Below are 24,569 nucleotides of genomic sequence, written 5' to 3'. Positions count from 1 at the left end.
GCAGCGGTGGCTGGATCCAGGTCGTCCACGGGGTCAGCCGTGCTGGGGGGCGCGAAGGAAGAGGTGGTGGGCCGAGGGGCCGGCTACGGCGAGGACGGCGAAGAGGCCGACGGCGACGACGATGCCGGGGTGGGCGTTGCCGGCCCGCTGGGGGATCCACTGCACGCCGTTCCTGAGGAGCCGGCCCGGACCGGGCTCTATGCGGGCAAGGCCGCGACCATGGCCGCCGCTCAGCGTGCCGGAATCATCGACGACACGATCGAGCCGGGCACCCTCGTGTTCCTGGTCATCGCGTTGTCCAGCTACTGGGCGGCTGCGCCGCAGATCGCCCGGATGCTCACCCCCGCCGGCCCGGGGCAGTCCTCCGCGCGCGCTGCCGCCGTCCATGCGGCCGAGCGCATGGTCGCACCGCGGCCGGACCGGCAGAGGAACGTCAGCGCCGTCGGGCGGTGTGCCCTGCCGAGACGTTTCAGCGGCCGACGGGGGAGAAAATGTCGGAGATCAAGGCCAGTTCGGCTTCGTCGAGGTCCGTCGCCAATGCCTCCTGTACGGCTTTCCACTGGTCGGCTCTGCTCGGAGCCACGATAGGTGCGGTGACTCCGGGGTGGGTGCGCAGCCAGGCCAGTGCCATGGCTGAGACGCTGATGTCACGTTCGCGTGCCAGCACGCGGAGAGCGCCGACCCGCTTGAGGTTTTCAGGCGAATGCATTCCTGCATAGAAAAGATCGCCGGCCACGGCAATTCGACTGCCGGACTCCACGGGCCTGCCGTCCAGATAGCGCTCGGAGAGCACACCCCCGGCCAGCGGAGAGAAAGGGGTGAAACCCAGCCCCTCCTGAATGACGAGCGGCAGTAGTTCCCGCTCGGCTTCACGGTCCAGCAGACTGAAGCTGTTCTGCACCCACTCAGGTCGGGCAAGCCCCTCGGATTCCGCTGCCGACAGTATTTCTTCCAGCAGCGGAGCGTCCACGTTGCTGACCCCGAACGCCTTGATGGAACCGGCCTCCCGTGCGGCGGTGAAGGCTTCCAGTGTCTCGGCCACCGGGGTGGACGGATCCGGGGCGTGCGACAGATACAGGTCGACGCGTCCAAGTCTTCCGATGCTCTGAGCCAGTTGCCGTTCGATGTGCGAGCGTGAGAGATCTGTCCCACGGGGAGTGTTCCCGACTTTCGTCGCCACCAGTACGTCACCGGGTGCCCGGTCGGCGAGCCATTCGCCTATCGCACGCTCACTCCGCCCTCCTGCGTAACTGTCCGCCGTGTCAATAAGACGGACACCCAATTGCACGGCCTCGTCAAGGCGATCCATTCCCTGTTCCGCAGTGATGCCACGCCCGAGAGTTTCTTTGGAACTGCCCACGCCGCCGATCGAGCCGGCTCCGAAGATGAATTCACTTGTCGTGAAACCACTGCGCCCCAACTCTTTCATCTGCATGAGGGCCAGGCTATACGACTTCACCCGCGCATTACCCCGTTGATGGCCAGGATGCGACCGAAAATGCCAGGCTGTTCGGTATCTGCACCGGGGAAACTTCAGCAGGGCTGAAGCCGGCAATCGGCTTCAGCCCTGTTTCGCGCTTTCCAATCCGCCCACCGTGCCCCCCGAGATCGCACCGGGGCCGGTCTTCCGCGGGTTCAGACGGCCTGCGGCTCCCGCTCAGGGACAGCCTCCGCGCTCTCGCCCAAGCCTCCGGCCAGCGTGGAGTTCCGGCGCCCGTAGCCGAGGTAGACCAGCAGGCCCACGGCCAGGAAGACGGCGAACTGGATCCAGGTCGTCCACCCGGTCTCGTACATCAGGTACACGCAGAAGCCGACGCCCAGCAGCGGCGCGACCGGGTAGAGCGGCACCCGGAAGGTGCGCGCGAGGGCCGGTTCGCGGCGGCGCAGGGCGATCACCGCGATGTTCACCACGGCCATGATCGCGAGGGTGCCGATGGTGCACAGGTTCATCACCGCGTCCAGCGAGGCGAAGGCCGCCGGGAGCGCGAAGACGGCCGCGACGATCAGGGTGCCGGCCACCGGGGTGGCGGTCCTCGGGGAGACCTTCTCGAAGACGCGCGGGATCAGCCCGTCCCGGGACATGGACATGAGGATGCGGGTCTGGCCGTACATCACGGCGAGGACGACGGAGGCGATGGCGACGACCGCGCCGAAGGCGACCACGCCGCCGCCGATCGTGGACCCGGTGACCTGGTTGACGACGTAGGAGAGGGCGGCGGGACGGCCCGCGACCTGGTCGCCGCCGATGGCGCCGATGGCGGCCAGCGCGACCGCGCAGTACAGCAGGGTGACGACGCCCATGCAGACGAGGATGGCGACCGGGATGTCCCGGCGCGGGTTCTTCGCCTCCTCGCCGGCCGTGGTGATCGCGTCGAAGCCGATGTAGGAGAAGAACGCGGCGGTGGTGCCCGCGCCGATGCCGCCGAGACCGGCCGGGGAGAACGGCACCAGGCTGCCGTCCTTGAAGGCGCTGAAGCCGATCACGCAGAAGGCGACCAGGATGACCAGCTTCACGGCCGCCATCGCGGCGGTGGCGCGGGCGCTCTCCCGCACCCCGCGCACCAGCAGCACGGCGGCCATCGCGATGACGATCACGGCGGGGAGGTTCACGACCCCGCCGTCGCCGGGGCCGGCCGACAGAGCGTGCGGGAGCTGCAGGCCGGTGAGGCTGTGCAGCAGCTCGTTGACGTACTGGCTCCAGCCGACCGCGACGGCCGAGATCGAGATGCCGTATTCGAGGAGCAGGCACCAGCCGACCAGGAAGGCCGTGGACTCGCCGAGCCCGGCGTAGGCGAAGGAGTACGACGATCCGGAGACCGGGATCGCGCCGCCCAGCTCGGCGAAGGCGAGGGCGGTGAAGACGCAGGTGATCGCGGCGAGCACGAAGGAGACGACGACGGCCGGACCGGCCTGGGCGACCGAGTCGGAGAGGCCGACGAAGATGCCGGTGCCGACGATCGCGCCGATGCCGAAGCAGATCAGCTGGAAGAGGCCCATGGTGCGGCGGAGGCCGTGACCCGCACGGTCGGCGCCGGATTCGGCGACCAGCAGGTGCGGGGACTTGATGCGGGGCATGCGGGTGGTGCTCGTTTCTGGTGGTGCGGGTGCGAGCCGGGTTCGGTCGCGGTGGCGGCCACGGCGTGGGGTGGTGCCGGGCCGCCGGAAAGGATAGGGCAGCTTCGCGGAGAGCGGGTCAGGCGAGGGTGGCGACCAGGACCGCCTTGATGGTGTGCATCCGGTTCTCGGCCTCGTCGAAGACGACCGAGTGCTCGGACTCGAACACCTCGTCGGTGACCTCCAGCTCGGTCAGCCCGTGCCGCTCGTGGATCTCGCGGCCGACGACGGTGCCGAGGTCGTGGAAGGCCGGCAGGCAGTGCAGGAACTTGACGTCGGCGTTGCCGGTGGCGCGCAGCACGTCCATGGTGACGGCGTACGGCCCGAGCAGCGCGATGCGCTCGTCCCAGACCTCCTTGGGCTCGCCCATCGACACCCAGACGTCGGTGGCGACGAAGTCCGCGCCGCGCACGCCGTCCTTCACGTCGTCGGTGAGCGTGATCCGGGCGCCGGACGCGCCGGCGAGCTGCTGGGCCAGCTCGACGATGGTGTCGTCCGGCCACAGCAGCCGGGGCGCGACGATCCGGACGTCCATGCCGAGCAGGGCGCCGGTGACGAGGTAGGAGTTGCCCATGTTGTAGCGGGCGTCGCCGAGGTAGGCGAAGGCGATCTCCGCGAGCGGCTTGTCGCTGTGCTCGGTCATGGTGAGCACGTCGGCGAGCATCTGGGTGGGGTGCCACTCGTCGGTGAGGCCGTTGTAGACGGGCACCCCGGCGAACGCGGCCAGCTCCTCGACGACGCCCTGGCCGTGCCCGCGGTACTCGATCGCGTCGTACATCCGGCCGAGGACCCGTGCGGTGTCCTTCACCGACTCCTTGTGCCCGAGCTGCGAGCCGGCCGGGTCGAGGTAGGTCGTGGAAGCTCCCTGGTCGGCGGCGGCGACCTCGAAGGCGCAGCGGGTGCGGGTGGAGGTCTTCTCGAAGACCAGCGCGATGTTCTTCCCCCGCAGGTACTGCGTCTCCGTCCCGGCCTTCTTGGCCGCCTTCAGCTCGGCGGCCAGCTCGACCAGCCCGCGGAACTCCTCCTGGGTGAAGTCCAGCTCCTTGAGGAAGTGGCGGCCGGCGAGGGCGGTCGGGACAGTCGCCATGGGGGCGCTCCAGCGGTAGGGGTCGACTTCGGGGACGTTGGAAGTCTATACGATGTTCCACATTTCTATACAGGCGCCGCCGGACTGTCCCGATCGGCACGTTTTCATACTGCGCCCCTTGTGCCGATTCATATGACTTTGGGCTCCGCATCAGCCCTGCCACACAGGCCGCCACGCGACGCGGCCGGTCGGCCGGTCGGCCGGTCGGTACGGCATCGCCCTTATGCGGCGTGCCTCATACCGCATCCCGCTCCACCGGACAGCTCATGCAGCGCGGCCCGCCCCTCCCCCGCCCCAGCTCGCTCCCCGGGATCTCGATCACCTCGATGCCCTGCTTGCGCAGGTGGGTGTTGGTGGTGGAGTTGCGTTCGTAGGCGACGACGAGGCCGGGTTCGACGGCGAGGACGTTGCAGCCGTCGTCCCACTGTTCGCGCTCGGCCGCGTGCACGTCCTGGGTGGCGGTCAGGACCCGGATCTCGCTGAGGCCGAGGGCGGCGGCGATCGCCCGGTGCATGTGCTCCGGCGGGTGGTCGGTGACCTTGAGCTCCTTGTCGCCGGCGCCCGGTTCGATGGTGTACGAGCGGAGCATGCCGAGCCCGGCGTACTGGGTGAAGGTGTCGCCGTCGACCATCGTCATCACGGTGTCGAGGTGCATGAAGGCGCGCCGCTTCGGCATGTCGAGCGCGACGATGGTCTGCGCCGAGCCTGCCGCGAACAGCTTGTGCGCGAGCATCTCGACGGCCTGCGGGGTGGTGCGCTCGCTCATGCCGATCAGGACCGCCCCGTTGCCGATCACCAGGACGTCGCCGCCCTCGATGGTGGAGGGGTAGGCGGCCTGCCCCTCCGACCAGACGTGGAACGTTTCGCCACGGAAGAGCGGGTGGTGCCGGTAGATCGCCTCGAAGTGCACCGTCTCGCGCTGCCGGGCGGGCCAGCGCATGGCGTTGATGGAGACGCCGTCGTAGACCCAGGCGGAGGTGTCGCGGGTGAAGAGGTGGTTGGGGAGCGGTTCGAGGAGGAAGTCGTCGAGGTCCATGGCGTGGAAGCGGACCGAGGTGGGCTCCGCGTGGGCGGCCAGGAACTCCCGTTTGGTCATGCCGCCGACCAGCGCCTCGGCGAGCTCGCCCGCCGGCAGCATCTCGAAGGCGGCGCGCAGGTGGTCGGTGGCGAGGGGGCCGTACTCCTTCTCGTCGAAGACCCGGTCCAGGACGAGGGTGCGGGCGGCCGGGATCCCCAGCGCCTCTTCGAGCAGGTCACCGAAGAGATGGACGGCGACCCCGCGGTCGCGCAGCACGTCGGCGAACCCGTCGTGCTCGGCCCGGGCCCGGCGGACCCAGAGGACGTCGTCGAAGAGGAGGGCGTCCTTGTTGCTCGGGGTGAGCCTCTTGAGCTCCAGATCCGGCCGGTGCAGGATGACGCGGCGCAGCCGCCCGGCTTCGGAGTCGACGTGGAATCCCATGCCTCCATCCTGACCATCGCGGACCGTCTTCACCCCCTGCTCGACCGTTTCTTGTCCCGGCCGCCCTGCAGTTTCTTCTTCTCGTCCCCTTGACGACAAGCGACGCACACGCGATTATTGTCATGTTGACTCTAAATCGCGAGGGGGTTCCATGGCCGACATCACCCGGCGCCTGGGCTGGCGGCATCTGCGCGGCGCGCCGACGGCGCACGTCAGACACCACCGGGGCGAGAAGCTGCTGCACGACGGTCCGGGGCTCAGCTTCTGGTTCCGTGCGCTCACCGCGGCCATCTCCGAGGTCCCGGTCGACGACCGCGAACTGGCGATGACCTTCCACGCCCGTACGGCCGACTTCCAGGACGTGGCGGTCCAGGCGACCGTCACCTACCGCGTCGGCGACCCGGCCGTCGCGGCCGCCCGCCTCGACTTCTCCATCGACCCGGACACCGGCGTCTGGCGCGGCACCCCCCTCGAACAGCTCGGCACCCTGCTCACCGAGACGGCCCAGCAGCACGCGCTGGACGCGCTGGCCCGCACCCCGCTGGCGGAGGCGCTGGTCGACGGCGTGGCGGTGGTCCGGGAGCGGATCGCGGCCGGCCTGGCGGCGGAACCGCGGCTGCCCGCCACCGGCATCGAGGTGGTGGCCGTCCGCGTGATGGCGCTGCGGCCGGAACCCGAGGTGGAGCGGGCACTGCGCACCCCGGCCCGCGAGCAGATCCAGCAGGAGGCCGACCGGGCGACCTACGAGCGGCGCGCGGTGGCCGTCGAGCGGGAGCGGGCGATCGCCGAGAACGAGCTGGCGAGCCAGATCGAACTCGCCCGCCGCGAGGAGCAGTTGGTCGACCAACGGGGCACCAACGCGCGGCGCGAGGCGGAGGAGCACGCGGCGGCGGACGCGGTCCGGGCGGCGGCGGAGGCGGCCCGGACGGTGAAACTGGCGGACGCCGAGGCGGCGCGGGCGGTCACGCTCGCGCGGGCCGAGGCCGCGGGGGCGCGGGAGGTCGGCGAGGCGCGGGCCGCGGCGCAGGAGGCCTGGCTGCGGGTGCACGGCGAGGCGGACGTGGCCACGCTGCACGCCCTCACCGGCACCCGGCTCGCCGAGAACCTGCCGCGCATCGACAGCGTGACCGTGTCGCCGGACGTGCTGACCGGGCTGCTCGCCAAGCTGGGCGGGGAGCGGGAGTGAGCCTCGCGCCGCGGGCCGTGCTCGTGCACCGGACCACGGAGTACGAGGAGTTGGTGGCCCGGCACGGCACGCACGGCCAGGCCGCCTTCTTCCTCGCCTCCCGCGGCCGGGACATGGCGGAGGTCGCCGAACGGCACCGGCGCAGCCGGCGGGCGCTCGCCGAGGTGACCTCGGCGGTGCCGCTGGCCTGGCGCCAGGCCCGGGTGGAGCGGGCCGACCTGGACCGCTTCCTGTTCGCGCCGGAGGACGTGGTCGTGGTGGTCGGCCAGGACGGGCTGGTGGCGAACGTGGCCAAGTACCTGGACGGCCAGCCGGTGATCGGCATCGACACCGACCCCGGCCGCAATCCGGGGGTCCTGGTACGGCACCGGCCGGAGCAGGCGGCCGTACTGCTGGCGTCGGTCACGGCGACGGCCGCGGCCACGGCCACGGGTGCCGACGAGCTGACGATGGTCGAGGCGGTCGCCGACGACACGCAGCGGCTCGTGGCGCTCAACGAGATCTACCTCGGTACCGCCGGTCATCAGACCGCCCGATACCGCCTGGGCCTCGAGAACGACGGGGGTGTCGTCGAGGCCCAGGCCTCCTCCGGGGTGCTGGTGGGCACCGGCACGGGGGCCACCGGCTGGCTGCGCTCGGTGTGGCAGGAGCGTGGCGCCCGGCTGCCGCTGCCCGCTCCCACGGAGGACCGCCTCCTCTGGTTCGTCCGGGAGGCCTGGCCCTCTCCGGCGACCGGGACCTCTCTGGTCGCCGGTGAGCTGACGGCCTCGGCGGCCCTGACCCTCACGGTCGAGTCGGACCGCCTGATCGCCTTCGGCGACGGCATCGAGACCGACGCCCTGGAACTGACGTGGGGGCAGACGGTCCGGGTGGGCGCGTGCGCGCGGCGGCTGCGGCTGGTCGGCTGACCGGCCGGCCGGAGCCGCCGCGGGTCACAGCCGCGGGTCCACCGGCTCCGACTCCAGGGCCAGGACCCCGAAGACCGCCTCGTGCACGCGCCACAGGGGCTCGCCGTCCGCGAGGCGGTCCAGGGCCTCCAGGCCGAGGGCGTACTCGCGGATCGCCAGGGACCGCTTGTGGTTGAGGAAGCGGTTCCGCAGGCGGGTGAGGTTGTCGGGGCGGGTGTATTCGGGGCCGTAGATGATCCGCAGGTACTCCCGGCCCCGGCACTTGATGCCGGGCTGGACCAGCCGGCCCTGCGGGTCGCGGACCACCGCGCCGGCCGGCTTGACGACCATGCCCTCGCCGCCCCGGCCGGTCATCTCCAGCCACCAGTCGACGCCGGCCCGTACCGAATCCGGGTCGCCGGTGTCGACGTGCAGGCGGCGGGTGGTCTGGAGGAGGCCACTGGGGTCGTGCTCCGCCAGCCGGTCCAGGAGGGCCAGTTGCTCGTCGTGCGGGAGCGCGGCGAGGCTGCGGCCCTGGACCGCCAGGATCTGGAAGGGGGCGAGGCGCACCCCGTCCAGGCCCTCGGTGGTCCAGCAGTAGCGGCGGTAGGCGTCGGTGAACGCCGCCGCGTCGGCGGCGCGTTCGCGCTGCCGGTCCCGGAGCTCACCGATGTCGACACCGCGGCCCGCCGCGCGTTCCAGGGCGGCCAGTGCGCCCGGGAAGACCGCGCCGGAGGCGGCGCCCACGGCCGCGTACTGGGTGCGCAGCAGGCCGGAGGCCTTGAGCGACCAGGGCAGCAGTTCGGCGTCCAGCAGGAGCCAGTCAGTGGCGAGTTCGTCCCAGAGGCCGGCCGCGTCGACCGAGGCGCGGATGCGGCCGAGGATCTCCTCGGTGACCGGCTCGTCGTCGAAGAACGGGCGTCCGGTACGGGTGTAGAGGGAGCCGGTCGGGCCGGGCGGGACGCCGAAGCGCTTGTGGGCGACGTCCGCGTCCCGGCACACCAGGGCCACCGCCCGCGAGCCCATGTGCTTCTCCTCGCACACCACCCGGGCGACCCCGTCCGCGGCGTACTGGGCGAAGGCCTCCGCCGGGTGCTCCAGATAGCCCTCGACGTGCGACGTGGCCGTCGGGGCCATGGTCGGCGGGAGGTACGGCAGCAGGCGCGGGTCGATCGCGAAGCGGCTCATCACCTCCAGGGCGGCCGCCGCGTTCTCCTCGCGGACCGCGATCCGGCCCTGGTACCGGGTCTCGACGACGCGGCGCCCGTGCACGTCCGCCAGGTCCAGCGGGCGTCCGTCCTGGCCGCCGGGTGCCTCGGTCTGCAGCGGGCGGGCCGGCTCGTACCAGACCTGCTCGGCCGGTACGTCGACCAGCTCCCGCTCCGGCCAGCGCAGCGCGGTGAGCTTGCCGCCGAAGACGGCGCCGGTGTCCAGGCAGATGGTGTTGTTCAGCCAGCTGGCCTCCGGGACCGGGGTGTGGCCGTAGACGACGGCCGCGCGGCCCCGGTAGTCCTCGGCCCACGGATAGCGCACCGGCAGGCCGAACTCGTCGGTCTCGCCGGTGGTGTCGCCGTACAGCGCGTGCGAGCGGACCCGGCCGGAGGTGCGGCCGTGGTAGTTCTCGGGCAGCCCGGCGTGGCAGACGACCAGCCTCCCGCCGTCGAGGACGTAGTGGCTGACCAGTCCGTCGATGAACTCCCTTACCTGCGCCTTGAACTCCTCGCTCTCGCCGTCCATCTGCTCGATGGTCTCGGCGAGTCCGTGGGTGTGCTGGACCTTGCGGCCCTTGAGATAACGGCCGTACTTGTTCTCGTGGTTGCCGGGCACGCACAGGGCGTTGCCCGACCCGACCATCGACATCACGCGGCGCAGCACGCCGGGGCTGTCCGGGCCACGGTCGACGAGGTCGCCGACGAAGACCGCGGTACGGCCGTCCGGGTGGACGCCGTCCTGGTAGCCCAACTTCACGAGCAGGGACTCCAGTTCGCTCGCGCAGCCGTGGATGTCGCCGACGATGTCGAAGGGGCCGGTGAGGTGGGTCAGGTCGTTGAAGCGCCTCTCGGTGACGACGGTCGCCGAGTCGATCTCCTCGACACCGCGCAGGACGTGCACCTTGCGGAAGCCCTCCCGCTCCAGATGGCGCAGGGAGCGGCGGAGTTCGCGGATGTGGCGCTGGATGACCCGGCGCGGCATGTCGGCGCGGTCGGTGCGGGCCGCGTTGCGTTCGGCGCACACCTCCTCGGGCACGTCGAGGACGATGGCGATGGGCAGCACGTCGTACTGCTTGGCCAGGTCGATCAGCTGGCGCCGGGACTCCTGCTGCACGCTGGTCGCGTCGACGACCGTGCGGCGGCCGGCGGCCAGCCGCTTGCCGGCGATGTAGTGCAGGACGTCGAAGGCGTCCTTGGTCGCGCTCTGGTCGTTCTCGTCGTCGGAGACCAGGCCCCGGCAGAAGTCGGAGGAGATGATCTCGGTCGGCTTGAAGTGCCGGTGCGCGAAGGTGGACTTGCCGGAGCCGGAGGCGCCGACGAGGACGACCAGGGAGAGGTCGGTGACGGGGAGGACCCGTCCGGGGTGCTGCGTCTCGGTCATGCTGCCTTCGCCTCCTTCGCGGCGCGTACGGTGGCCGTGCTCATTTCGAAAACGGCCATCTGGGTGGGCGGGCCGACCTCGGGGTCGTCCGGGCCCACGGGGGTGAACTCGACGTCGTAGCCGTGGAGTTCGGCGACCCGGAGGGCCCAGGTGCGGAACTCCTCGCGGGTCCACTCGAAGCGGTGGTCGCTGTGCCGGGTGTGGCCTGCGGGGAGGGTCTCCCAGCGGACGTTGTACTCGACGTTCGGCGTGGTCACGAGGACCGTGCGCGGGCGGGCGGCGCCGAACACGGCGTACTCCAGGGCGGGCAGCCTCGGCAGGTCGAGGTGCTCGATCACCTCGCTGAGCACGGCGGCGTCGTACCCCTTGAGCCGCTTGTCGGTGTAGGCCAGCGAGCCCTGGAAGAGCTTGACGCGGGACGCCTGCCGCTCCCCCATACGGTCCAGCTTGAGCCGCCGGGAGGCGATGGTGAGCGCCCGCATCGACACGTCGACGCCGACGATCTCGGTGAAGGACGGGTCCTTCAGCAGCGCCTGCACCAGCTGGCCCTGGCCGCAGCCTAGGTCGAGGACCCGGGCGGCGCCGGAGCGCTTGAGGGCGTCGAGGATCGCCTCCCGGCGCTGTACCGCGAGCGGGGTCGGCTTCTCCTCGGTCTCGGTCTCCTCCTCGACCGCGTTGTCGATCTCCTCGACCTCGCTGTCGTCGGCCTCGGCGAGCCGCACCAGCTCCAGCCGCTCCATCGCCTGCCGGGTCAGCGACCAGCGGCGGGAGAGGTAGCGGCTGGTGATGAGCTTCTGCTCGGGGTGGCCGGGCAGCCAGCCCTCGCCCGCGCGCAGCAGCTTGTCGACCTCCTCGGAGGAGACCCAGTAGTGCTTGGCGTCGTCGAGGACCGGGAGCAGGACGTAGAGGTGGCGCAGCGCCTCGGAGAGGGTCAGCGCCTCGGACTCCAGGACCAGGCCGACGTACCGCGAGTCGCCCCACTCCGGGAACTCGGTGTCCAGGGCGACCGGTTCGGCGGTCACCGTCCAGCCGAGCGGCTCGAAGAGCTTCCGTACGAGGTCGGGGCCGCCGCGGGCGGGCAGCGCGGGCACCTCGACGCGCAGCGGCCTCGCCTGCGCCGGGGCTTCGGGGCGGGCCTTGCAGACGCCGCGCATGGCGCTGGAGAAGACGTTGCCGATCGCCACGGCGAGCAGCGAGGAGGCCGCGTACGGGCGGTCGTTGACGTACTGCGCGAGCGCCGCGTCGGGTGCTCCGCCGCGTCCCTTGCCCTTGCCGCGCCGGACCAGCGCCACCGCGTCCACCTCGAGGAGCAGCGCCGCCGTGCAGCGCTCGGGATCCGCCTCCGGGTAGAAGACGTGCGCGATGCCGTGCGAGGTGGTGAAGGTCTGCGCGTTGTCGGGGTGCTTGTGCAGCAGGAACCCGAGGTCGGTGGCCGGGGAGGCGGCGGTGCCGCTCGTGGAGATCGTCAGGAACACATGTCCGAGTCTCCCTGCTCCGGCGCCGCTTCGACCACTGGTTTTGTCCATGCGGTGGTCCGCGGCGGGCTCGGTTCGGCGGGGAGCCGCACCGCCACCGGGGGCCGCTAATGACCAGATGTACATTAGGGCCCGTGACCATGACGTCCAGCAGCAAGCCGCCCGCCCGCAAGCGGGTGCGGGCACCGGAGGCGCATCGCGAGGCGATCCTCGACGCGGCCCGCGCCGCGTTCGCCGAGCGGGGCTACGCGCGGGCCACCATCCGGGAGATCGCCGGCCGCGCCGGAGTCACCCACGGCCTGGTGATGCGGCACTTCGGCTCCAAGGAGCGGCTGTTCCTGGCCGCCGTGCCCGGCACCCGTGACCTGCCGGAACTGGTGCCCGGGCCGCCCGCGACGCTGCCGGACAGGATCGCGCGGGCCTTCGTCGAGCGCATGGAGCGCGCCGACAGCGGTGATCCGTTCCTCGCGCTGATCCGCAGCGCGGCCTCCGACGAGAGCGCCGCGACCGCCCTGTACACGGCGATGCGGCAGAGCAGTACGGAGGCCTACCGCACCGTGCTGACCGGGCCCGACGCCGACGAGCGCATCGACCTGCTCGGCGCGCATCTCATCGGGGTCGCCTTCAGCCGGTACGTGCTGCGCAGCGGGCCGGTGGCGGAGATGGAGCCGGAGCGGCTGGTGCGCTACCTGGCCCGGAGCCTGCGCTGCGCCCTGGAGCCGCTCGGCGAAGCAGAAGCCAGGGCCGAGGAAGGGAACCGCTCGTCATGACGTCCACGCTGCCGCCGGTACCGCCGTCCCTGACCGGGCGGATCGTCGTACCGGACGACGCACGGTACGAACGGTTACGGCACGGCTATGTGCACCGCGGCTCGCCCGCCGCCGTGCTGCTGCCCGAGGACGCCGGGCAGACCGCCGAGGCGCTGGGGTACGCGCGCTCGCTGGGCTCGGCGGTCTCGGTGCGCAGCGGCGGGCACGGCATCAGCGGCCGTTCCACCAACGACGGCGGTGCCGTCGTCGACCTGTCCCGCCTCGACGAGGTGCGGGTGCTCGACCGGGCCCGGCGGCGGATCCGGGTCGGGGCGGGCGCCCGCTGGGGACGGGTGGCACAGGCCCTCGCCCCGCACGGGCTGGCCGTCAGCTCCGGGGACACCGGTGACGTGGGGGTGGGCGGCCTGGTCACGGCCGGCGGCATGGGCTGGCTGGCGCGGCTGCACGGGCTGACCGTCGACCATGTGACGGCGGTCGAACTCGTCCTGGCCGACGGCACGTGCGTGCGGGCGGACGCCGTGCGGGAGCCCGACCTGTTCTGGGCGGTACGCGGCGCCGGCGGGAACTTCGGGGTCGTCACCGCCGTGGAACTGGAGGCCCACGACACCGATGACGTGGTCTTCGCGAACCTGGTCTTCGACGCGGGAGACGCGGCGGCGCTGATCGAGGCATGGGGTGCGGTGCTGGAGACGGCGCCGCGCGAGCTGACCAGTTTCCTGACGTTCATGCCGGGCGGGCCGGGCCGCCCGCACCTGGCGCATGTCGCCGCGGTGTACGCGGGGAGCGCGGAACAGGGCGCGGCCGAGCGGGCGCTGACGCCGCTGCTCGGCATCGGCCCGCCCGTCCAGCAGCGGGCGGTGCTCGCGCCGTACTCGGCGCTGGTGCCGGTGAGCGGCGTCGCGCACCACGGACAGCAGCAGCTCGCCGCCACCCGGTCCGGCCTGCTCGACCACCTCACCGCGGAGGCGGCGCGGGCGGTCGCGGACGCGCTGGAGTCGGGGCAGGTGCTGATGCAGCAGTTCCGTTCGGTGGGCGGGGCGGTCAACGACGTGGACCCCGCCACCACCGCCTACGCCCACCGCACGCAGAACTTCTCGCTGATGTCCGCGACCGTCCCCGAGCTGGAGAGCGGGCTGGACACGCACTGGGCACGGCTCGCCCCGCACCTGAACGGCATGTACCTCAGCTTCGACACCCGCCGTACCCCGCGGGTGCTGGCGGAGGCGTTCCCCGAGCCGGTCCTGTCCCGGCTGCGCGCCCTGAAGGAGCGGTACGACCCGGAGAACGTCTTCGACCGCAACTTCCCCCTGAAGTGAGGGAGTTCAGGAGGCGCCCTGGGTGCGGGCGCCCTCCAGCGCCTTCTGGTACGACGCCGCGGCCAGCTCCTGGAACTGGGCGAGCCGGGGCACGTGGGCCGACTTGGTCAGTTCGGCGTGCAGGAAGGTGAGGTCGGTCGCGAGGCCGACCATGCCGAGGGCGGCCCTCAGGTACGGCTCCTGGTGGTCGGAGTCGTGGCGGGGGGTGCCGGGGCCGTAGGCACCGCCGCGTGCCGAGGCCACCACGACCTTCTTGCCGGACAGCGGGCCCTCGCCGGTGGCCGGGTCGGCGATGAGCGGGGCGATCAGCACCCGGTCGAACCAGGCCTTGAAGGTCGAGGGCACCGAGAAGTTGTACATCGGCACCCCGAGCAGAATGGTGTCGGCCGCGAGGAGTTCCTCGATCAGCGGCCAGGTGATCGCCCAACTGGCCTGCTCCTCGGGCGTGGTGGCCGCGTCACGGGCCGCGGCGAGGTCGCGCGTGCCCTCCTTCTCCAGGCGGTGCATCACCTCGATCTGCGCGTGGTCGACGTGCGGCACCGGGCCGGCGGCCAGGTCGCGGTAGATGTAGCTGCCGTCGGGGTTGGCCTTCCGCCAGGCCTCGGCGAACTCGCCCGAGATCTGGCGGGAGACGGAGCCCACGCGCGGGCTGGAGTCGAGGTGGAGCAGTGTGGCCATGGCGGAAAACCCCTGTCTGATCAGGTCGTTCATGTCGGTCCGTGATCCATTGAAAGTCCGGGCGGACGGGTTGTCCCGTAATCTGGCGTGGCAGTTCGTAACCGGAAGCGTTAGCGAGGATGACGGTGCTGGACGTACGGAAACTGGTTCTGCTGCGTGAGGTCGGCGCCCGGGGATCCATCGCCGCGGCGGCACAGGCCCTGAACTACACCCGTTCCGCGGTCTCCCAGCAGCTCTCCGCGCTTGAGGCGGAGACCGGTACCGCGCTGCTGGACCGGGGCAGCAAGCGCGCCGAACTCACCCCGGCCGGACGGCTGCTGGTCGCGCACACCGACCGGATCGTGAACCAACTGGAGGCAGCCGAGGCCCAGTTGCTGGCCCGGGACGGGGAGATCGGTGGCGAACTGCGGGTGGGCGTCCCGTTGCACGAGGGGCCCGCGCTGCTGGTACCCGCGCTGAGCCGGCTGCGCGAGGAGCATCCGCAGCTGCGCATCACCCTGCACGGGGTGGCCCCGGACCAGGGGCGGCAGACGGTGCGGCTGGGCCGCCTCGACGCCGTCCTGGCCACCGGCTACCCGCGGGTGCCCGAGCCCAGGGTGCCCGGGCTGTACGAGGAGGAGGTGCTCAGCGACCGGGTCCGGCTGATCACCGCCCCGGGACACCCGCTGGCCCGGGCCGAACGCCCGTGCCGTCTGGAGGAGTTCGCCGGAGAGCCGTGGCTGCTGGACCGGACCTCGCAACTCGGCCGGCTCGCCCTGCACGCCTGCGCGGGGGCCGGGTTCGTGCCCGACATCGTCTCCGACATCGGGGACATGCAGGCCGTGTTCGGGCTGGTCTCTCTGGGCTGGGGCGTGGCGCTGGTGCCCGACCTGGTGCCGACCAGGCCGGGACTTCCGGTCGCCCGGATCACCCCGGCCGGGCCCGAACTGACCCGCCGTATCACCCTCGTGGTGCGCGAGGGAGCCGTGCACAGTCCGCAGGTGTCGGCCCTGCTGCCGGCCGTGCGGGAGGCCGCTGCCGAGCTGGCCCGGGACCGGGACGCGGAAGGTTCTGTCAGCTCTCGATGACGCGGTGGAAGGCGACGGTGTCGAAGATGTCCTCCATCCGGACCGCACGCCCGTCGCGCAGCACCCAGGAGTGCGTGAAGGGCAGTGTCTCGGTGTGGCCGGAGAGCGAGACGACGTCCCGGTGGCCGAAGACGACCACCCGGTTCCCCTCGCGGACGAACTCCTCGGGGTGCAGCCGCATCCCGCCCAGCACGGTCGGCACGTGGGCCAGGAACTCCTTGACGCCGGCGTGCCCGTGCTTGGTGCCGCCCAGGCCGTACTCGGCCATGCCGTCGGGGTGCACCCACTCGATGTCCGGGTGGAAGGCGTCGAGCAGCGCGCCCACGTCGCGGGTGGCGAAGGCCGCGTAGGCGGCGTGGATCGGGGCGAGTGGATCGGCGGTGTGCTCGGTGGTGCTTTCGGTGGTGCTTTCGGTATTGCTCTCGGTGGTGTTCTCGGTGGTGTTCTCGGTCATGTCCTTCTCAGTCCTTGAGGTGCTCGGGATACAGCGCGGCCACGGTCCGGCGGATGCCCTCGCGCCAGGGCACCCGGCACGGGCCGGTGAGGGAGCGGCGCAGGGTGGGGTCGAACTGGTAGGTCTCCCGGGTGACTTCGCTCGGCACGAGGTTCGCCCGGACCCCGGTCAGCTCCTCCAGGTACCGGACGCAGTCGGTGATGCCGACCGGCTCGTCGCCGCCCCAGTTGGTCAGCGTCACCGGCACGGCAGCCGCGTTCCACAGGTGCGGGACCTGCTCGACGAGGTCGTCGGTGTGGAGGAGGGAGCACCAGTTCTGGCCGTCGACCGGGACCGGGATGGGCTCGCCGGCGAGCATCCGCTTGAAGTAGAGCATCGGGACTCCGCCGTAACCGCCGGGACCGTAGGCGATGTTGAGGCGGGCGATGACGGTGGGCAGGCCGAGGGTGTGGGCGAAGGCGCGGACGGTGCCCTCGGCGGCGATCTTGGCCACGGGGTAGGCGGGCAGCCAGTCGGCCCTGCCGTCCAGCGGGTCGGTCTCGGTGTACCTGTGGTCGAGGGTCTGCCGGGCGTAGAGGGCGCCGGTGGACACGTACAGGAACGCCTCGGCGGTACGGCAGTGGGTCATCAGACGCCCGGCGGCCACCGAGTTGACCTCGACGGCCGCGTTGAAGTCGCCGTCCTCGCCGCGCCGTACCGCCGAGTGGAAGACGTGCGTGAAGTCCTCGGGCAGGCCCTTGAGGGAGCCGTCGCCGGTGTCGTCCATGTCCCAGCGGAAGGTGCGGATGCCGTGCCGGGTGAGGTCGTCCTCGGTGCCGGGGGTGCCGAAGCGGCCGAGCGCCCAGACCTCGTTGTCCTGGGCCAGGGCCTTGGCCACCGGTCCGGCGACCTGTCCGGTGGCGCCGGTGACCAGGATCTTCTTGCCGTTCACTGATTCTCTCCCTGTGGATCAGGCGTCGCCGAGGGCGCGGTCGAGTTCCTTGCGGAGGATGGACTGGAAGGTGGCCACGTGCCGCGGGCCCATCAGGGTGTAGTGCTCGCCGGGTACGTCGAGGTAGCGGTTCTCCTCGGTGGTGTGCTCGTCCCAGCGGCGCAGTTCGTTGTCGAGCCAGTCCTCCTTGGTGCCGCGCAGCGGGACGGCGTAGAAGACGCTCATCGAGCGGACCTTGCCGCCGGGGGCGTAGCTGCGGCCCAGGTCGGTGAGGCCGTCGGCGAGTTCGGCCCAGGCCCTGAACTTCTCGAAGGTCAGGTCGAGTTCGGCGAGCCGCCCCTCGGGCGCGTGGTCGACGAAGTAGGCCAGCTGCTCGTCCCGCGCCAGGTGCCGCAGCTGTGCCGGGAGTTCGAGGGACTGCTTCTTGTCGATGAGCTCCAGGAAGAAGGCCAGGTTGGCGGCGGTCTCGACGAAGTCGAGTTCGTCCATGCGGTACTTGATGTGCGGGGGCAGGTTGAAGCTGCCGACGAAGTCGACGCGTTCACTCTGTTCCTGGAGGACCTTGGCGATCTCGAAGGCGACGGCACCGCCGTAGGAGTACCCGGCGACGGCGTACGGGCCGTGCGGCTGCCGTTCGCGGATCGCCCGTACGTACGTGTCGACCATCTCGGCGAAGCTGCCGAACGGGGTCTCGCCGGGGTTGAAGCCGCGGGCGCGCAGGGCGTAGAAGGGCCGGTCGCCGACGAAGTACTTGGCGAGGTTGACGAAGACGAGGACCTCGCCGACGCCCGGGTGGACGCAGAACAGCGGGGTCTTGTCGCCGCTGACCTGCATGGGCACGATCGGGTCGTACTCCTGCTCGCCGTTCGTGGTGCCGTCGAGGTGGGCGGCGAGGGCGCGGACGGTCGGCGCCCGCAGCACGGTGATGATCTGCAGGTCGGTGGCGCCGAGGCGCCGGGCGACCAGGGAGCGCAGCCGCAGGATGTCCAGCGAGGTGCCGCCGAGGTCGAAGAAGTTGGCGGTGGCGCTCAGCTTCTCCGGGTCGGTGCCGAACATCTCGGCGTAGATGCCGGCGAGGACCGTCTCGGTGTCGCCCTCGGGCGCGTTGTAGCCGCCGAGCCGGCGAAGCACCAGGTCGTCGACGGTGGCGCGGACCTCGTCGTAGGCGCCCGCCTCCAGGCGCTTGCGCATCAGCGAGCGCTGGATCTTGCCGAGGCTGGTCTTGGGGAACGCGTCCGCGGGCAGCGGCAGGATGAGGGCGGGCCGGAAGCCCCAGTGCATGACGACGCTGCTGCGGACGGCGGTCAGCACCCGGTACAGGGCGAGTTCGTCGCCGTCGGCGCACTCCGGGTGGAAGGCGATCACGAGTTGCTCGGTGTCGCTGCCGGGGGCGCGGGTCGGGAAGGCGGCCACGTAGGAGCGGGCCACGTCGTCGAGGCCTTCGAGGACCGACTCGACGTCGTGGCTGAAGTAGTTGACGCCGTTGACGATGACGCTGTCCTTGCTGCGACCGACGAGGGTGAGCCGGCCCTCGTCGAGGCGGCCGAGGTCGCCGCTGCGGAACCAGCCGTCGGGGGTGAAGGCGTCCCGGGTGGCCCGCTCGTTGTTGTGGTAACCGGCCGTGATCATGGGGCCGTTGAGCTGGAGCTCGCCCACCGCGCCCTCGCCCAGCTCCTGGTGGGTGTCCTCGTCGGCGATCCGGATGCGCAGCCCCTCCACCGGCCGGCCGAGGTTGGCGAACTCCTGGCCCTGGTCGGCGGCCGGGAACTCGACGGAGTAGATGCTGCCGGCGCAGGTCTCGGACATGCCGAAGGCGGGCCAGAGGGCGTCGGGGCGCAGGCCGTACGGAGCGAAGCGGCCGAGGAAGGTCTCGCCGGTGGTGCGGACGACGGCCTCGCCGCCGCTGATGATGTGCCGCAGCCGGGACAGGTCGACGCGCGGGCCGTCCTCCTCGGCGAGCCGGTCGGCCTGTGCGTTGATCAGCCCCAGCAGGAAGTTGGGGGTGAAGGTCATGGTGACGCCGAAGCCGGATATCAGCCGCAGGAAGGTGAGCGGTTCCTGGAGGACGACGGGTGCCTCGACGTGCAGTTGGGCGCTGCCCGCGTAGAGCGGCAGCAGGTGGCACTCCAGCAGGGCCGCGACATGGTCGAAGGAGACCCAGTTGAGGGTGGTGTCGGCGGCGGTCAGCCGGTGGTAGCCGTTCTTGCCGGCCATGGAGGCGAGCAGGTTGGCGTGCGAGAGCATCACGGCCTTGGAGTTGCCGGTGGAGCCGGAGGTCAGCACCAGGACGGCGGTGTCCTTGGGGTCGGCCTCGTGGAAGGCGTCGGCGGGCTCGGCGTACAGCTCCTCCAGGGCGACGACCGACAGGCCCTCGGCGCGCGGGAGTTCGGCGGCGAGGGTCTCGCTGGTGACGATCAGCGGGTGGTCGAGGAGGGTGTCGACGTGAGTGAGCTGGGCGGCCCAGCGCTCCGGGTCGCCGCCGAGCGCGGCCATCGGGCAGGGCACGAAGCCGCCCAGCTGGCAGGCCCAGAACGCGGCGAGGAACTCCTGCGGCCGCTCAAGGAGCAGGACGGCCTTGTCTCCGGCCACGAGCCCGCGCCCGCGCAGGCCGCCGAGCACCGAGCGGGCCGCGTCGAGGAGTTCGGGATAGCTCTGGAAGGGCGCGTCGGGGTCGGTCGCGGTCCGGGGATAGCGCAGTCCGGACGCGGCGTGGTTCCGGGCGGCGTCGCGCAGCAGGTCCACGACGGTGCGGGTGGTGGATACGGCTGTGGTCATGACGGTGCCTTCTCTTCCTGTCGCGTCGGCGGCCGGGTGTGGTGGCCGTCGACGGGTGGCGGCCGGGGCTCGGGCCACGGGTGGCGGCCGTCGCGCCGCGGCGGTACGGCGGATCGCATGGCATACGGCGTGCCGGGCAGGGCCGTACGGCACACCGTTCAGCTGAGGAAACCGGGCAGGCCGGCCGGGGAATGGGGGCGGGGAATCCGGGCGGGGAGAAATCCGGGAAACCACACCGGAAGCGCGCATGCCCGGGCTCAGAGACTGCTGCGGGGCATCAAGAAGGGCACCGGAAACAGAAATCGGGCGTTCCGGAACACCGATCGAGCAAGTACCTGTACATCGTCCCCCACCGGCCAGGTCAGTACCGAGAGCCACGGCGATGGGGCCCTGAACACCCGCCGAGAATAGAAACCGGCGCACCTGGTTGTCAAAGGACCCAGGAAAGCAGAAAGCAAAAACCGGCCGACACGGGAAAGCACAGCACCGGCCACTTGCTCCCGCAATTCCACCGCAATTTTTTCTTACACCCGGTGTCGGAAATCACGACACCCGCAAAAACAACCGCCCCCGGCCCTTTCGGGTCGGGGGCGGACGTCGTTCGGGCTGCAGGTCACGACAGCTGCGACTGGACCTCCGCGGAGATCAGCTCCAGGTGGTCCAGGTCGGAGAGGTCGAGGATCTGGAGGTAGAAGCGCCGGGAGCCGATCTCGGCGTAGCGGCCGATCTTCTCGACGACCTCGGCGGGGGTGCCGGCCAGGCCGTTCTCCTTCAGTTCGGCGACCTCGCGGCCGATCGCGGCGGCGCGCCGGGCGACCTCCTGGTCGTCCTTGCCGACGCAGACCACGAGGGCGTTGGAGTACGTCAGCTCGTCCGCGCCGCGGCCGGCCGCCTCGACGGCGGCCCGTACCCGGCCGAACTGCCGCTCGCTGTCCTCGACCGAGGCGAACGGCATGTTGAACTCGTCGGCGTACCGCGCGGTCAGCTTCGGGGTCCGGGTGGCGCCGTGGCCGCCGATCAGCACCGGGATCCGGGCCTGGGCGGGCTTGGGCAGGGCGGGCGAGTCGGTGAGGTCGTAGTAGGTGCCGTGGAAGTCGAAGGTGTCGCCGGGTTTGGTCTCCCAGAGCCCGGTGACGATCGCCAGCTGCTCCTCCAGGCGGCCGAACTTCTCCTTCGGGAAGGGGATGCCGTACGCCTTGTGCTCCTGCTCGAACCAGCCCGCGCCGAGGCCCAGTTCGACCCGGCCGCCGGACATCTGGTCGACCTGGGCGACCTGGATGGCGAGCACACCGGGCAGCCGGAAGGTTCCTGCGGTCATGAGGGTGCCGAGGCGGATCCGCTGTGTCTCGCGGGCGAGTCCGGCGAGGGTGATCCAGGCGTCGGTGGGGCCGGGCAGGCCGTCCACGTCGCCCATCTTCAGATAGTGGTCGGACCGGAAGAAGGCGTCGAAACCGAGGTCCTCGGTGGCCTTGGCGACGGTGAGGAGGGTGTCGTAGCTCGCGCCCTGCTGGGGCTCGGTGAAGATACGAAGGTCCATACACCCATCCTGCACGGACCCCGCCCCGTCAACCGCATCGGCACCACCCGTCACGCGCATCCACCCCAGGGTGAATGTCGTCAACGGCGGGGCCGTGGGGCGGCGCGGGCCAGTGACCGGCCCCTGCGGTGATCGTTGGGTGGGGGGTGCCGGGCCGTCCGGCACCGCGCGCCGGACGGTCGCCGTCGCCGCGCGTCGTTCGTGGTCCGCCGCCGACGGCGGGCCGGGGGGCCGGGGAGGCCGTCTTGTCCGAAGAGTCAGTTCCACAGCAGGGCGGCCCCTCGTCCGGTCAGCCGAAGGGGCTGCTCCAGCAGATGGAGGAACTCATGGCGGCGTTGAACGCGGACCTCTCCGCGCTGGACGCGGACCTGCAGCGGTCCCCGAGGGAAGAGGCCGACCTGGGCTGAGGCCGGCCGCGGGGAGGTCAGCCGTCGCGGACCTCCTCCCTGGCCGCCAGCTTGCGGAGCATCTCCAGCACCCTGTCCCGGGACTCGTCGGCCGCGTCGATGGCCTCCATGCACTGCCAGTACGTGGCCTCGTCGGCCGCGGCGCTGGCCATGCCGACCAGCGCGATGCCGACCTCGCCCAGGAGGCCGCCGAGGCTCAGCAGGGTCAGGCGGGCGTCGTCCAGTTCGGTGAGCTGGGCGGCGCGCAGGGTGCCGGGGTCCAGGTCCGGGGTGTCCAGCACGCCGCAGCCCCGGCCCGCCAGCTCGGTCAGGCCGAGGGCCTCGCCGCGCAGCTCGGGCGGGCCGGAGACGGCCAGCCGGCTGCCGATCGCCTGGGCCAGAGCCTGGGCCTGCCACACCTCGGTCATCATCTCCGGAACGCCCGCGCCGTGCGCCAGCGCCCGTCTGCTCGCCACGATGAGCCGCATCGCGTCCATCCGTCGCCCCGTCCCCGTCGGTCCGAACTGTCTTGCCGCACTCAGTAGTTCACTACCCAGAGTGAGGGTTCCCGAGACGTGGAGCCAGAGGAAGACGGAAATCTGTGGACAACAATTCGGATTCGGGCAGGATTGCCGCTACGCAGCGTCAATACGGAGCGCCGCGCTCCCCCGCATTGCCCACCGGACGGCCGGTGAGCGGTCTCCCGACGCCCCGTCAGGCAGGCGGAAACCGCTTCTCGTTGCGGTCGATCTTCGCGGCCAGCGCGGCCAGCGGGTCGACGTCCAGGACGTCACAGAGTTGGAGGAGATAGGCCAGCACGTCGGCGACCTCGTCCGTGACCCGGTGCGCGGTGTCGGGGTCCGCCATCACCCGGGACGACTGCTCCGGGGTCAACCACTGGAAGATCTCGACCAGTTCGGACGCCTCCACGCTCAGGGCGGCCACCAGGTTCTTGGGGGTGTGGTACTGCCGCCAGTCGCGGGCGGCGGCGAACTCGGCCAGCCGCCGCTGGAGTCCGGGCACGTCGAGGGGTTCGTCTGTCACGCCTCCAGGTGTACCACCGTGATCGCGTCCGCTCCGCCGGCCCAGGAGGCGTCGCTCACCGCGCCGACGAACCGGAGGTGGCCGCGCTCGCCCATCAGGACGGCCGTGCGCAGGAGTTCGGCGCGCTGGCCCGGGTCGAGGCTGCGGTCGAAGCCGTCGGCGAGGACGGTGAGGCCGCGCATGGCGTCGGGGACCTCACCGGGTGCGTCGACCGCCAGGACGCCGGGGCCGGTGAAGAGGACCAGGGCGAGGGCGAGGTAGCGCAGTTCGCCGTCGCCGAGCCGTTCCAGCTCGGTGCGGTGGCCGTCGCCGCGGTCGAGGAGCGCGTGTACCGTGCCGTCGCCGAGCGGTTCGGCGAGCACGTCGGCGACGGGGCCGGCGCAGCCGGTGCGTACCGCTTCGACGAGCAGGCCGTGCCGGCGGCCGCATTCGAAGCGGGTGCGCCACAGGACGTCCGCGAGGTTGTCGCAGCCGCGCAGCAGCCGGCCGGAGCCGGTGCGGACGGGTGTGCGCATGCGCTCGGGCCGCGGATCGCAGGGGAACACCGACCGCAGGGCGACGACCATCTGCTCGGCGGCGGCGAGGACCTGCCGCTGGCCGTCCGTCTTGCCGGCGACGCGCAGCGGCAGCAGGGCGGTGCCGAGGCGGTCGTCGGGCAGCGGGGCCCGGGTCACCGGCGCGGTGCCCGCGGTGTGCCAGGCGGCCTGCACGGCCGGCCGGCTCGGGTCGCGCAGCGCGGTCTCCAGGAGCACGAGCCCGCCCGCGGTCAGCCGCTCGCCGACGATGCGCAGTTCGGGTTCGGCCTGCACTGCGACGTCGAGCCGCACCGGCCCCTGGGCGCCGTCGGCCGTACACCCGATGCGGAACCCGCGCCGCCGCTGCGCGTCGGGCCTGGCCCGCTCCGGCACCAGCGCGCCCGGGTCCGGGAACACGTCGGCGAGCGCGGCCCCGCCCCCGAGCCGCGCCAGCGCCTCGTAGGCCGCGAGCACCGCGCTCTTCCCGCTCCCGCTGGGCCCGGCGAGCAACGTGACCTGCCCGACGGGAAAGCTCGCACCGCGGTGCCGGGCGAAGGCGGAGAGCCGCAGCTCGGTGACGCGGGGGCGGGGGTCGCGGCGGGGGGCGGGGACGGGGGGTACGGGCACGGACGGCAAGGGCACGCCCGGACGGCCCGAGCGGGCGCGCGGAACCTGCTCCGCGGAGCGATCGGATCCTGCGGACGGGGCGGAGGAGGCGGCCATATGCGGACCGTAGGACTCCGCGGAACAGCCGAACCGTTCCGCCCGCCCGCTCTTCCTTCTATCGGGGGACGTCCGGCCGTCCCGCGGGGCGACCTGGCATCTGCTCCGGACCGCCCGGCCTCCGCTCCGGACCGCCCCTCAGCCTCCCGAGACCCCCGCCCCCTCCATCAGCCCGGCGACCTCCGTGCCGGGCGGGGTGAGGAGGAAGACGTTGCGGTCGACCCGGTGCATTCCGCTGGCGAGGCCGAAGACCACGCCCGTGCTGAAGTCGAGGACGCGCTTGGCGACCTCGGTCTCCGCGCCGGTCAGGTCGAGCAGGACCGGTATGCCGGCCATCAGCGTCTCGGCGACGTCGCGGGCGTCGGCGAAGACATTGACCCGCAGGACGACGAAACGGCGGCGCGTCTCGGTCTCCGCGTCGGGCAGGGCGCGGTGGCCCACCGCCGACGGCCAGGCGTCGCGGCCCCGCAGCGGCACGACCTGGGCGAGCCCCTCCCACTGTTCATCGGTGACGTCGTAACGGCTCACCGGCTCCCCCCGACCTGACTCGCACTCGATGCCTGCACCAGCCAA

23 protein-coding genes are annotated in these 24,569 nt (G+C 71.8%); 7 read left to right on the top strand and 16 right to left on the bottom strand.

Going from position 1 to position 24,569, the window contains the following annotated elements; all coding sequences use genetic code 11:
* Window positions 1-33: 33 nt before the first annotated feature.
* Window positions 34-165, bottom strand: a complete 132-nt coding sequence (locus ACFWPQ_RS36495; RefSeq protein WP_384044773.1) for a hypothetical protein — start codon at window positions 163-165, stop codon at window positions 34-36.
* Here ACFWPQ_RS36495 and ACFWPQ_RS36490 point away from each other — a divergent pair.
* A complete protein-coding gene (locus ACFWPQ_RS36490) occupies window positions 130-588 on the top strand; it encodes a hypothetical protein (RefSeq protein WP_384044756.1) in 459 nt (152 codons plus the stop codon). The two genes, ACFWPQ_RS36495 and ACFWPQ_RS36490, sit on opposite strands and share 36 nt — an antisense overlap.
* On the opposite strand, the gene ACFWPQ_RS36485 is transcribed toward ACFWPQ_RS36490, so the two are convergent.
* The 4 genes from ACFWPQ_RS36485 to ACFWPQ_RS36470 form a co-directional block, all read right to left on the bottom strand.
* Window positions 470-1,435 (bottom strand): aldo/keto reductase, encoded by a 966-nt coding sequence (locus ACFWPQ_RS36485; RefSeq protein WP_384044608.1) that lies wholly within the window; start codon window positions 1,433-1,435, stop codon window positions 470-472. The two genes, ACFWPQ_RS36490 and ACFWPQ_RS36485, sit on opposite strands and share 119 nt — an antisense overlap.
* Window positions 1,436-1,635: 200 nt before the next feature.
* Window positions 1,636-3,075 carry an amino acid permease gene (locus ACFWPQ_RS36480; protein ID WP_384044605.1) on the bottom strand — a complete coding sequence of 480 codons (1,440 nt, stop codon included), beginning with the start codon at window positions 3,073-3,075 and terminating at the stop codon, window positions 1,636-1,638.
* Window positions 3,076-3,193: 118 nt separating this feature from the next.
* A complete protein-coding gene (gene argF / locus ACFWPQ_RS36475; protein WP_384044602.1) occupies window positions 3,194-4,201 on the bottom strand; it encodes an ornithine carbamoyltransferase in 1,008 nt (335 codons plus the stop codon).
* A gap of 235 nt (window positions 4,202-4,436) precedes the next feature.
* Window positions 4,437-5,660, bottom strand: a complete 1,224-nt coding sequence (locus ACFWPQ_RS36470; RefSeq protein ID WP_384044599.1) for an arginine deiminase — start codon at window positions 5,658-5,660, stop codon at window positions 4,437-4,439.
* Between the two features lie 151 nt (window positions 5,661-5,811).
* On the opposite strand from ACFWPQ_RS36470, the gene ACFWPQ_RS36465 reads away from it, so the two are divergent.
* Window positions 5,812-6,846: an SPFH domain-containing protein gene (locus tag ACFWPQ_RS36465; RefSeq protein WP_384044596.1), complete on the top strand. Its 1,035-nt coding sequence runs from the start codon at window positions 5,812-5,814 to the stop codon at window positions 6,844-6,846.
* The gene (locus tag ACFWPQ_RS36460; protein ID WP_384044593.1) at window positions 6,843-7,754 is read left to right on the top strand and encodes a hypothetical protein; all 912 of its coding nucleotides are present in this window, start codon (window positions 6,843-6,845) and stop codon (window positions 7,752-7,754) included. Before ACFWPQ_RS36465 ends, ACFWPQ_RS36460 begins: the two co-directional genes overlap by 4 nt.
* A 24-nt stretch (window positions 7,755-7,778) precedes the next feature.
* Here ACFWPQ_RS36460 and ACFWPQ_RS36455 read toward each other — a convergent pair whose 3' ends face one another.
* Window positions 7,779-10,325 (bottom strand): polynucleotide kinase-phosphatase, encoded by a 2,547-nt coding sequence (locus tag ACFWPQ_RS36455; RefSeq protein ID WP_384044590.1) that lies wholly within the window; start codon window positions 10,323-10,325, stop codon window positions 7,779-7,781.
* The gene (locus ACFWPQ_RS36450; protein WP_384044588.1) at window positions 10,322-11,800 is read right to left on the bottom strand and encodes a 3' terminal RNA ribose 2'-O-methyltransferase Hen1; all 1,479 of its coding nucleotides are present in this window, start codon (window positions 11,798-11,800) and stop codon (window positions 10,322-10,324) included. The genes ACFWPQ_RS36455 and ACFWPQ_RS36450 overlap by 4 nt, the downstream gene beginning before the upstream one ends.
* A 140-nt stretch (window positions 11,801-11,940) precedes the next feature.
* Here ACFWPQ_RS36450 and ACFWPQ_RS36445 point away from each other — a divergent pair, with 140 nt between their 5' ends.
* A complete protein-coding gene (locus ACFWPQ_RS36445) occupies window positions 11,941-12,570 on the top strand; it encodes a TetR family transcriptional regulator (RefSeq protein WP_384044754.1) in 630 nt (209 codons plus the stop codon).
* Complete coding sequence (locus ACFWPQ_RS36440; RefSeq protein ID WP_384044585.1) at window positions 12,567-13,886, top strand: FAD-binding oxidoreductase; 1,320 nt, start codon at window positions 12,567-12,569, stop codon at window positions 13,884-13,886. Before ACFWPQ_RS36445 ends, ACFWPQ_RS36440 begins: the two co-directional genes overlap by 4 nt.
* 6 nt (window positions 13,887-13,892) lie before the next feature.
* On the opposite strand, the gene ACFWPQ_RS36435 is transcribed toward ACFWPQ_RS36440, so the two are convergent.
* Entirely contained in the window at window positions 13,893-14,564 is a 672-nt protein-coding gene (locus ACFWPQ_RS36435) for an FMN-dependent NADH-azoreductase (protein ID WP_089104197.1), read from the bottom strand.
* A 119-nt stretch (window positions 14,565-14,683) separates the two neighbouring features.
* Between ACFWPQ_RS36435 and ACFWPQ_RS36430 the strand changes: the two genes are divergently transcribed.
* Window positions 14,684-15,631 carry a LysR family transcriptional regulator gene (locus ACFWPQ_RS36430; RefSeq protein ID WP_384044582.1) on the top strand — a complete coding sequence of 316 codons (948 nt, stop codon included), beginning with the start codon at window positions 14,684-14,686 and terminating at the stop codon, window positions 15,629-15,631.
* Here the strand turns inward: ACFWPQ_RS36430 and ACFWPQ_RS36425 are convergent.
* From ACFWPQ_RS36425 to ACFWPQ_RS36410, 4 genes are all read right to left on the bottom strand, one after another.
* Window positions 15,618-16,085 carry a nuclear transport factor 2 family protein gene (locus ACFWPQ_RS36425; RefSeq protein ID WP_384044579.1) on the bottom strand — a complete coding sequence of 156 codons (468 nt, stop codon included), beginning with the start codon at window positions 16,083-16,085 and terminating at the stop codon, window positions 15,618-15,620. The two genes, ACFWPQ_RS36430 and ACFWPQ_RS36425, sit on opposite strands and share 14 nt — an antisense overlap.
* A gap of 7 nt (window positions 16,086-16,092) precedes the next feature.
* Entirely contained in the window at window positions 16,093-17,016 is a 924-nt protein-coding gene (locus ACFWPQ_RS36420; RefSeq protein ID WP_384044576.1) for an NAD-dependent epimerase/dehydratase family protein, read from the bottom strand.
* 18 nt (window positions 17,017-17,034) lie between these two features.
* A complete protein-coding gene (locus ACFWPQ_RS36415; RefSeq protein ID WP_384044573.1) occupies window positions 17,035-19,791 on the bottom strand; it encodes an alpha/beta fold hydrolase in 2,757 nt (918 codons plus the stop codon).
* 613 nt (window positions 19,792-20,404) lie between these two features.
* A complete protein-coding gene (locus tag ACFWPQ_RS36410; RefSeq protein ID WP_384044570.1) occupies window positions 20,405-21,328 on the bottom strand; it encodes an LLM class F420-dependent oxidoreductase in 924 nt (307 codons plus the stop codon).
* Window positions 21,329-21,573: 245 nt separating this feature from the next.
* Between ACFWPQ_RS36410 and ACFWPQ_RS36405 the strand changes: the two genes are divergently transcribed.
* Window positions 21,574-21,735: a hypothetical protein gene (locus ACFWPQ_RS36405; RefSeq protein WP_361303371.1), complete on the top strand. Its 162-nt coding sequence runs from the start codon at window positions 21,574-21,576 to the stop codon at window positions 21,733-21,735.
* Between the two features lie 17 nt (window positions 21,736-21,752).
* Here the strand turns inward: ACFWPQ_RS36405 and ACFWPQ_RS36400 are convergent, their stop codons facing one another.
* The 4 genes from ACFWPQ_RS36400 to ACFWPQ_RS36385 all read right to left on the bottom strand — a co-directional run bounded on the left by ACFWPQ_RS36400 (window position 21,753) and on the right by ACFWPQ_RS36385 (window position 24,524).
* The gene (locus tag ACFWPQ_RS36400; RefSeq protein ID WP_361303374.1) at window positions 21,753-22,211 is read right to left on the bottom strand and encodes a DUF6099 family protein; all 459 of its coding nucleotides are present in this window, start codon (window positions 22,209-22,211) and stop codon (window positions 21,753-21,755) included.
* Window positions 22,212-22,428: 217 nt separating this feature from the next.
* On the bottom strand, window positions 22,429-22,758 hold the full coding sequence (locus ACFWPQ_RS36395) for a nucleotide pyrophosphohydrolase (protein WP_384044565.1): 330 nt from the start codon (window positions 22,756-22,758) through the stop codon (window positions 22,429-22,431).
* The gene (locus ACFWPQ_RS36390; protein ID WP_384044562.1) at window positions 22,755-23,996 is read right to left on the bottom strand and encodes an ATP-binding protein; all 1,242 of its coding nucleotides are present in this window, start codon (window positions 23,994-23,996) and stop codon (window positions 22,755-22,757) included. Before ACFWPQ_RS36390 ends, ACFWPQ_RS36395 begins: the two co-directional genes overlap by 4 nt.
* A 138-nt stretch (window positions 23,997-24,134) precedes the next feature.
* Complete coding sequence (locus ACFWPQ_RS36385; protein WP_361303383.1) at window positions 24,135-24,524, bottom strand: cell division protein SepF; 390 nt, start codon at window positions 24,522-24,524, stop codon at window positions 24,135-24,137.
* Window positions 24,525-24,569: the final 45 nt, after the last annotated feature.

Source organism: Streptomyces sp. NPDC058464 (assembly GCF_042721035.1).
Taxonomy (GTDB): domain Bacteria; phylum Actinomycetota; class Actinomycetes; order Streptomycetales; family Streptomycetaceae; genus Streptomyces.
Note: the sequence above shows the minus strand (reverse complement) of the source record. Positions and strands in the feature narration are given on the sequence as shown.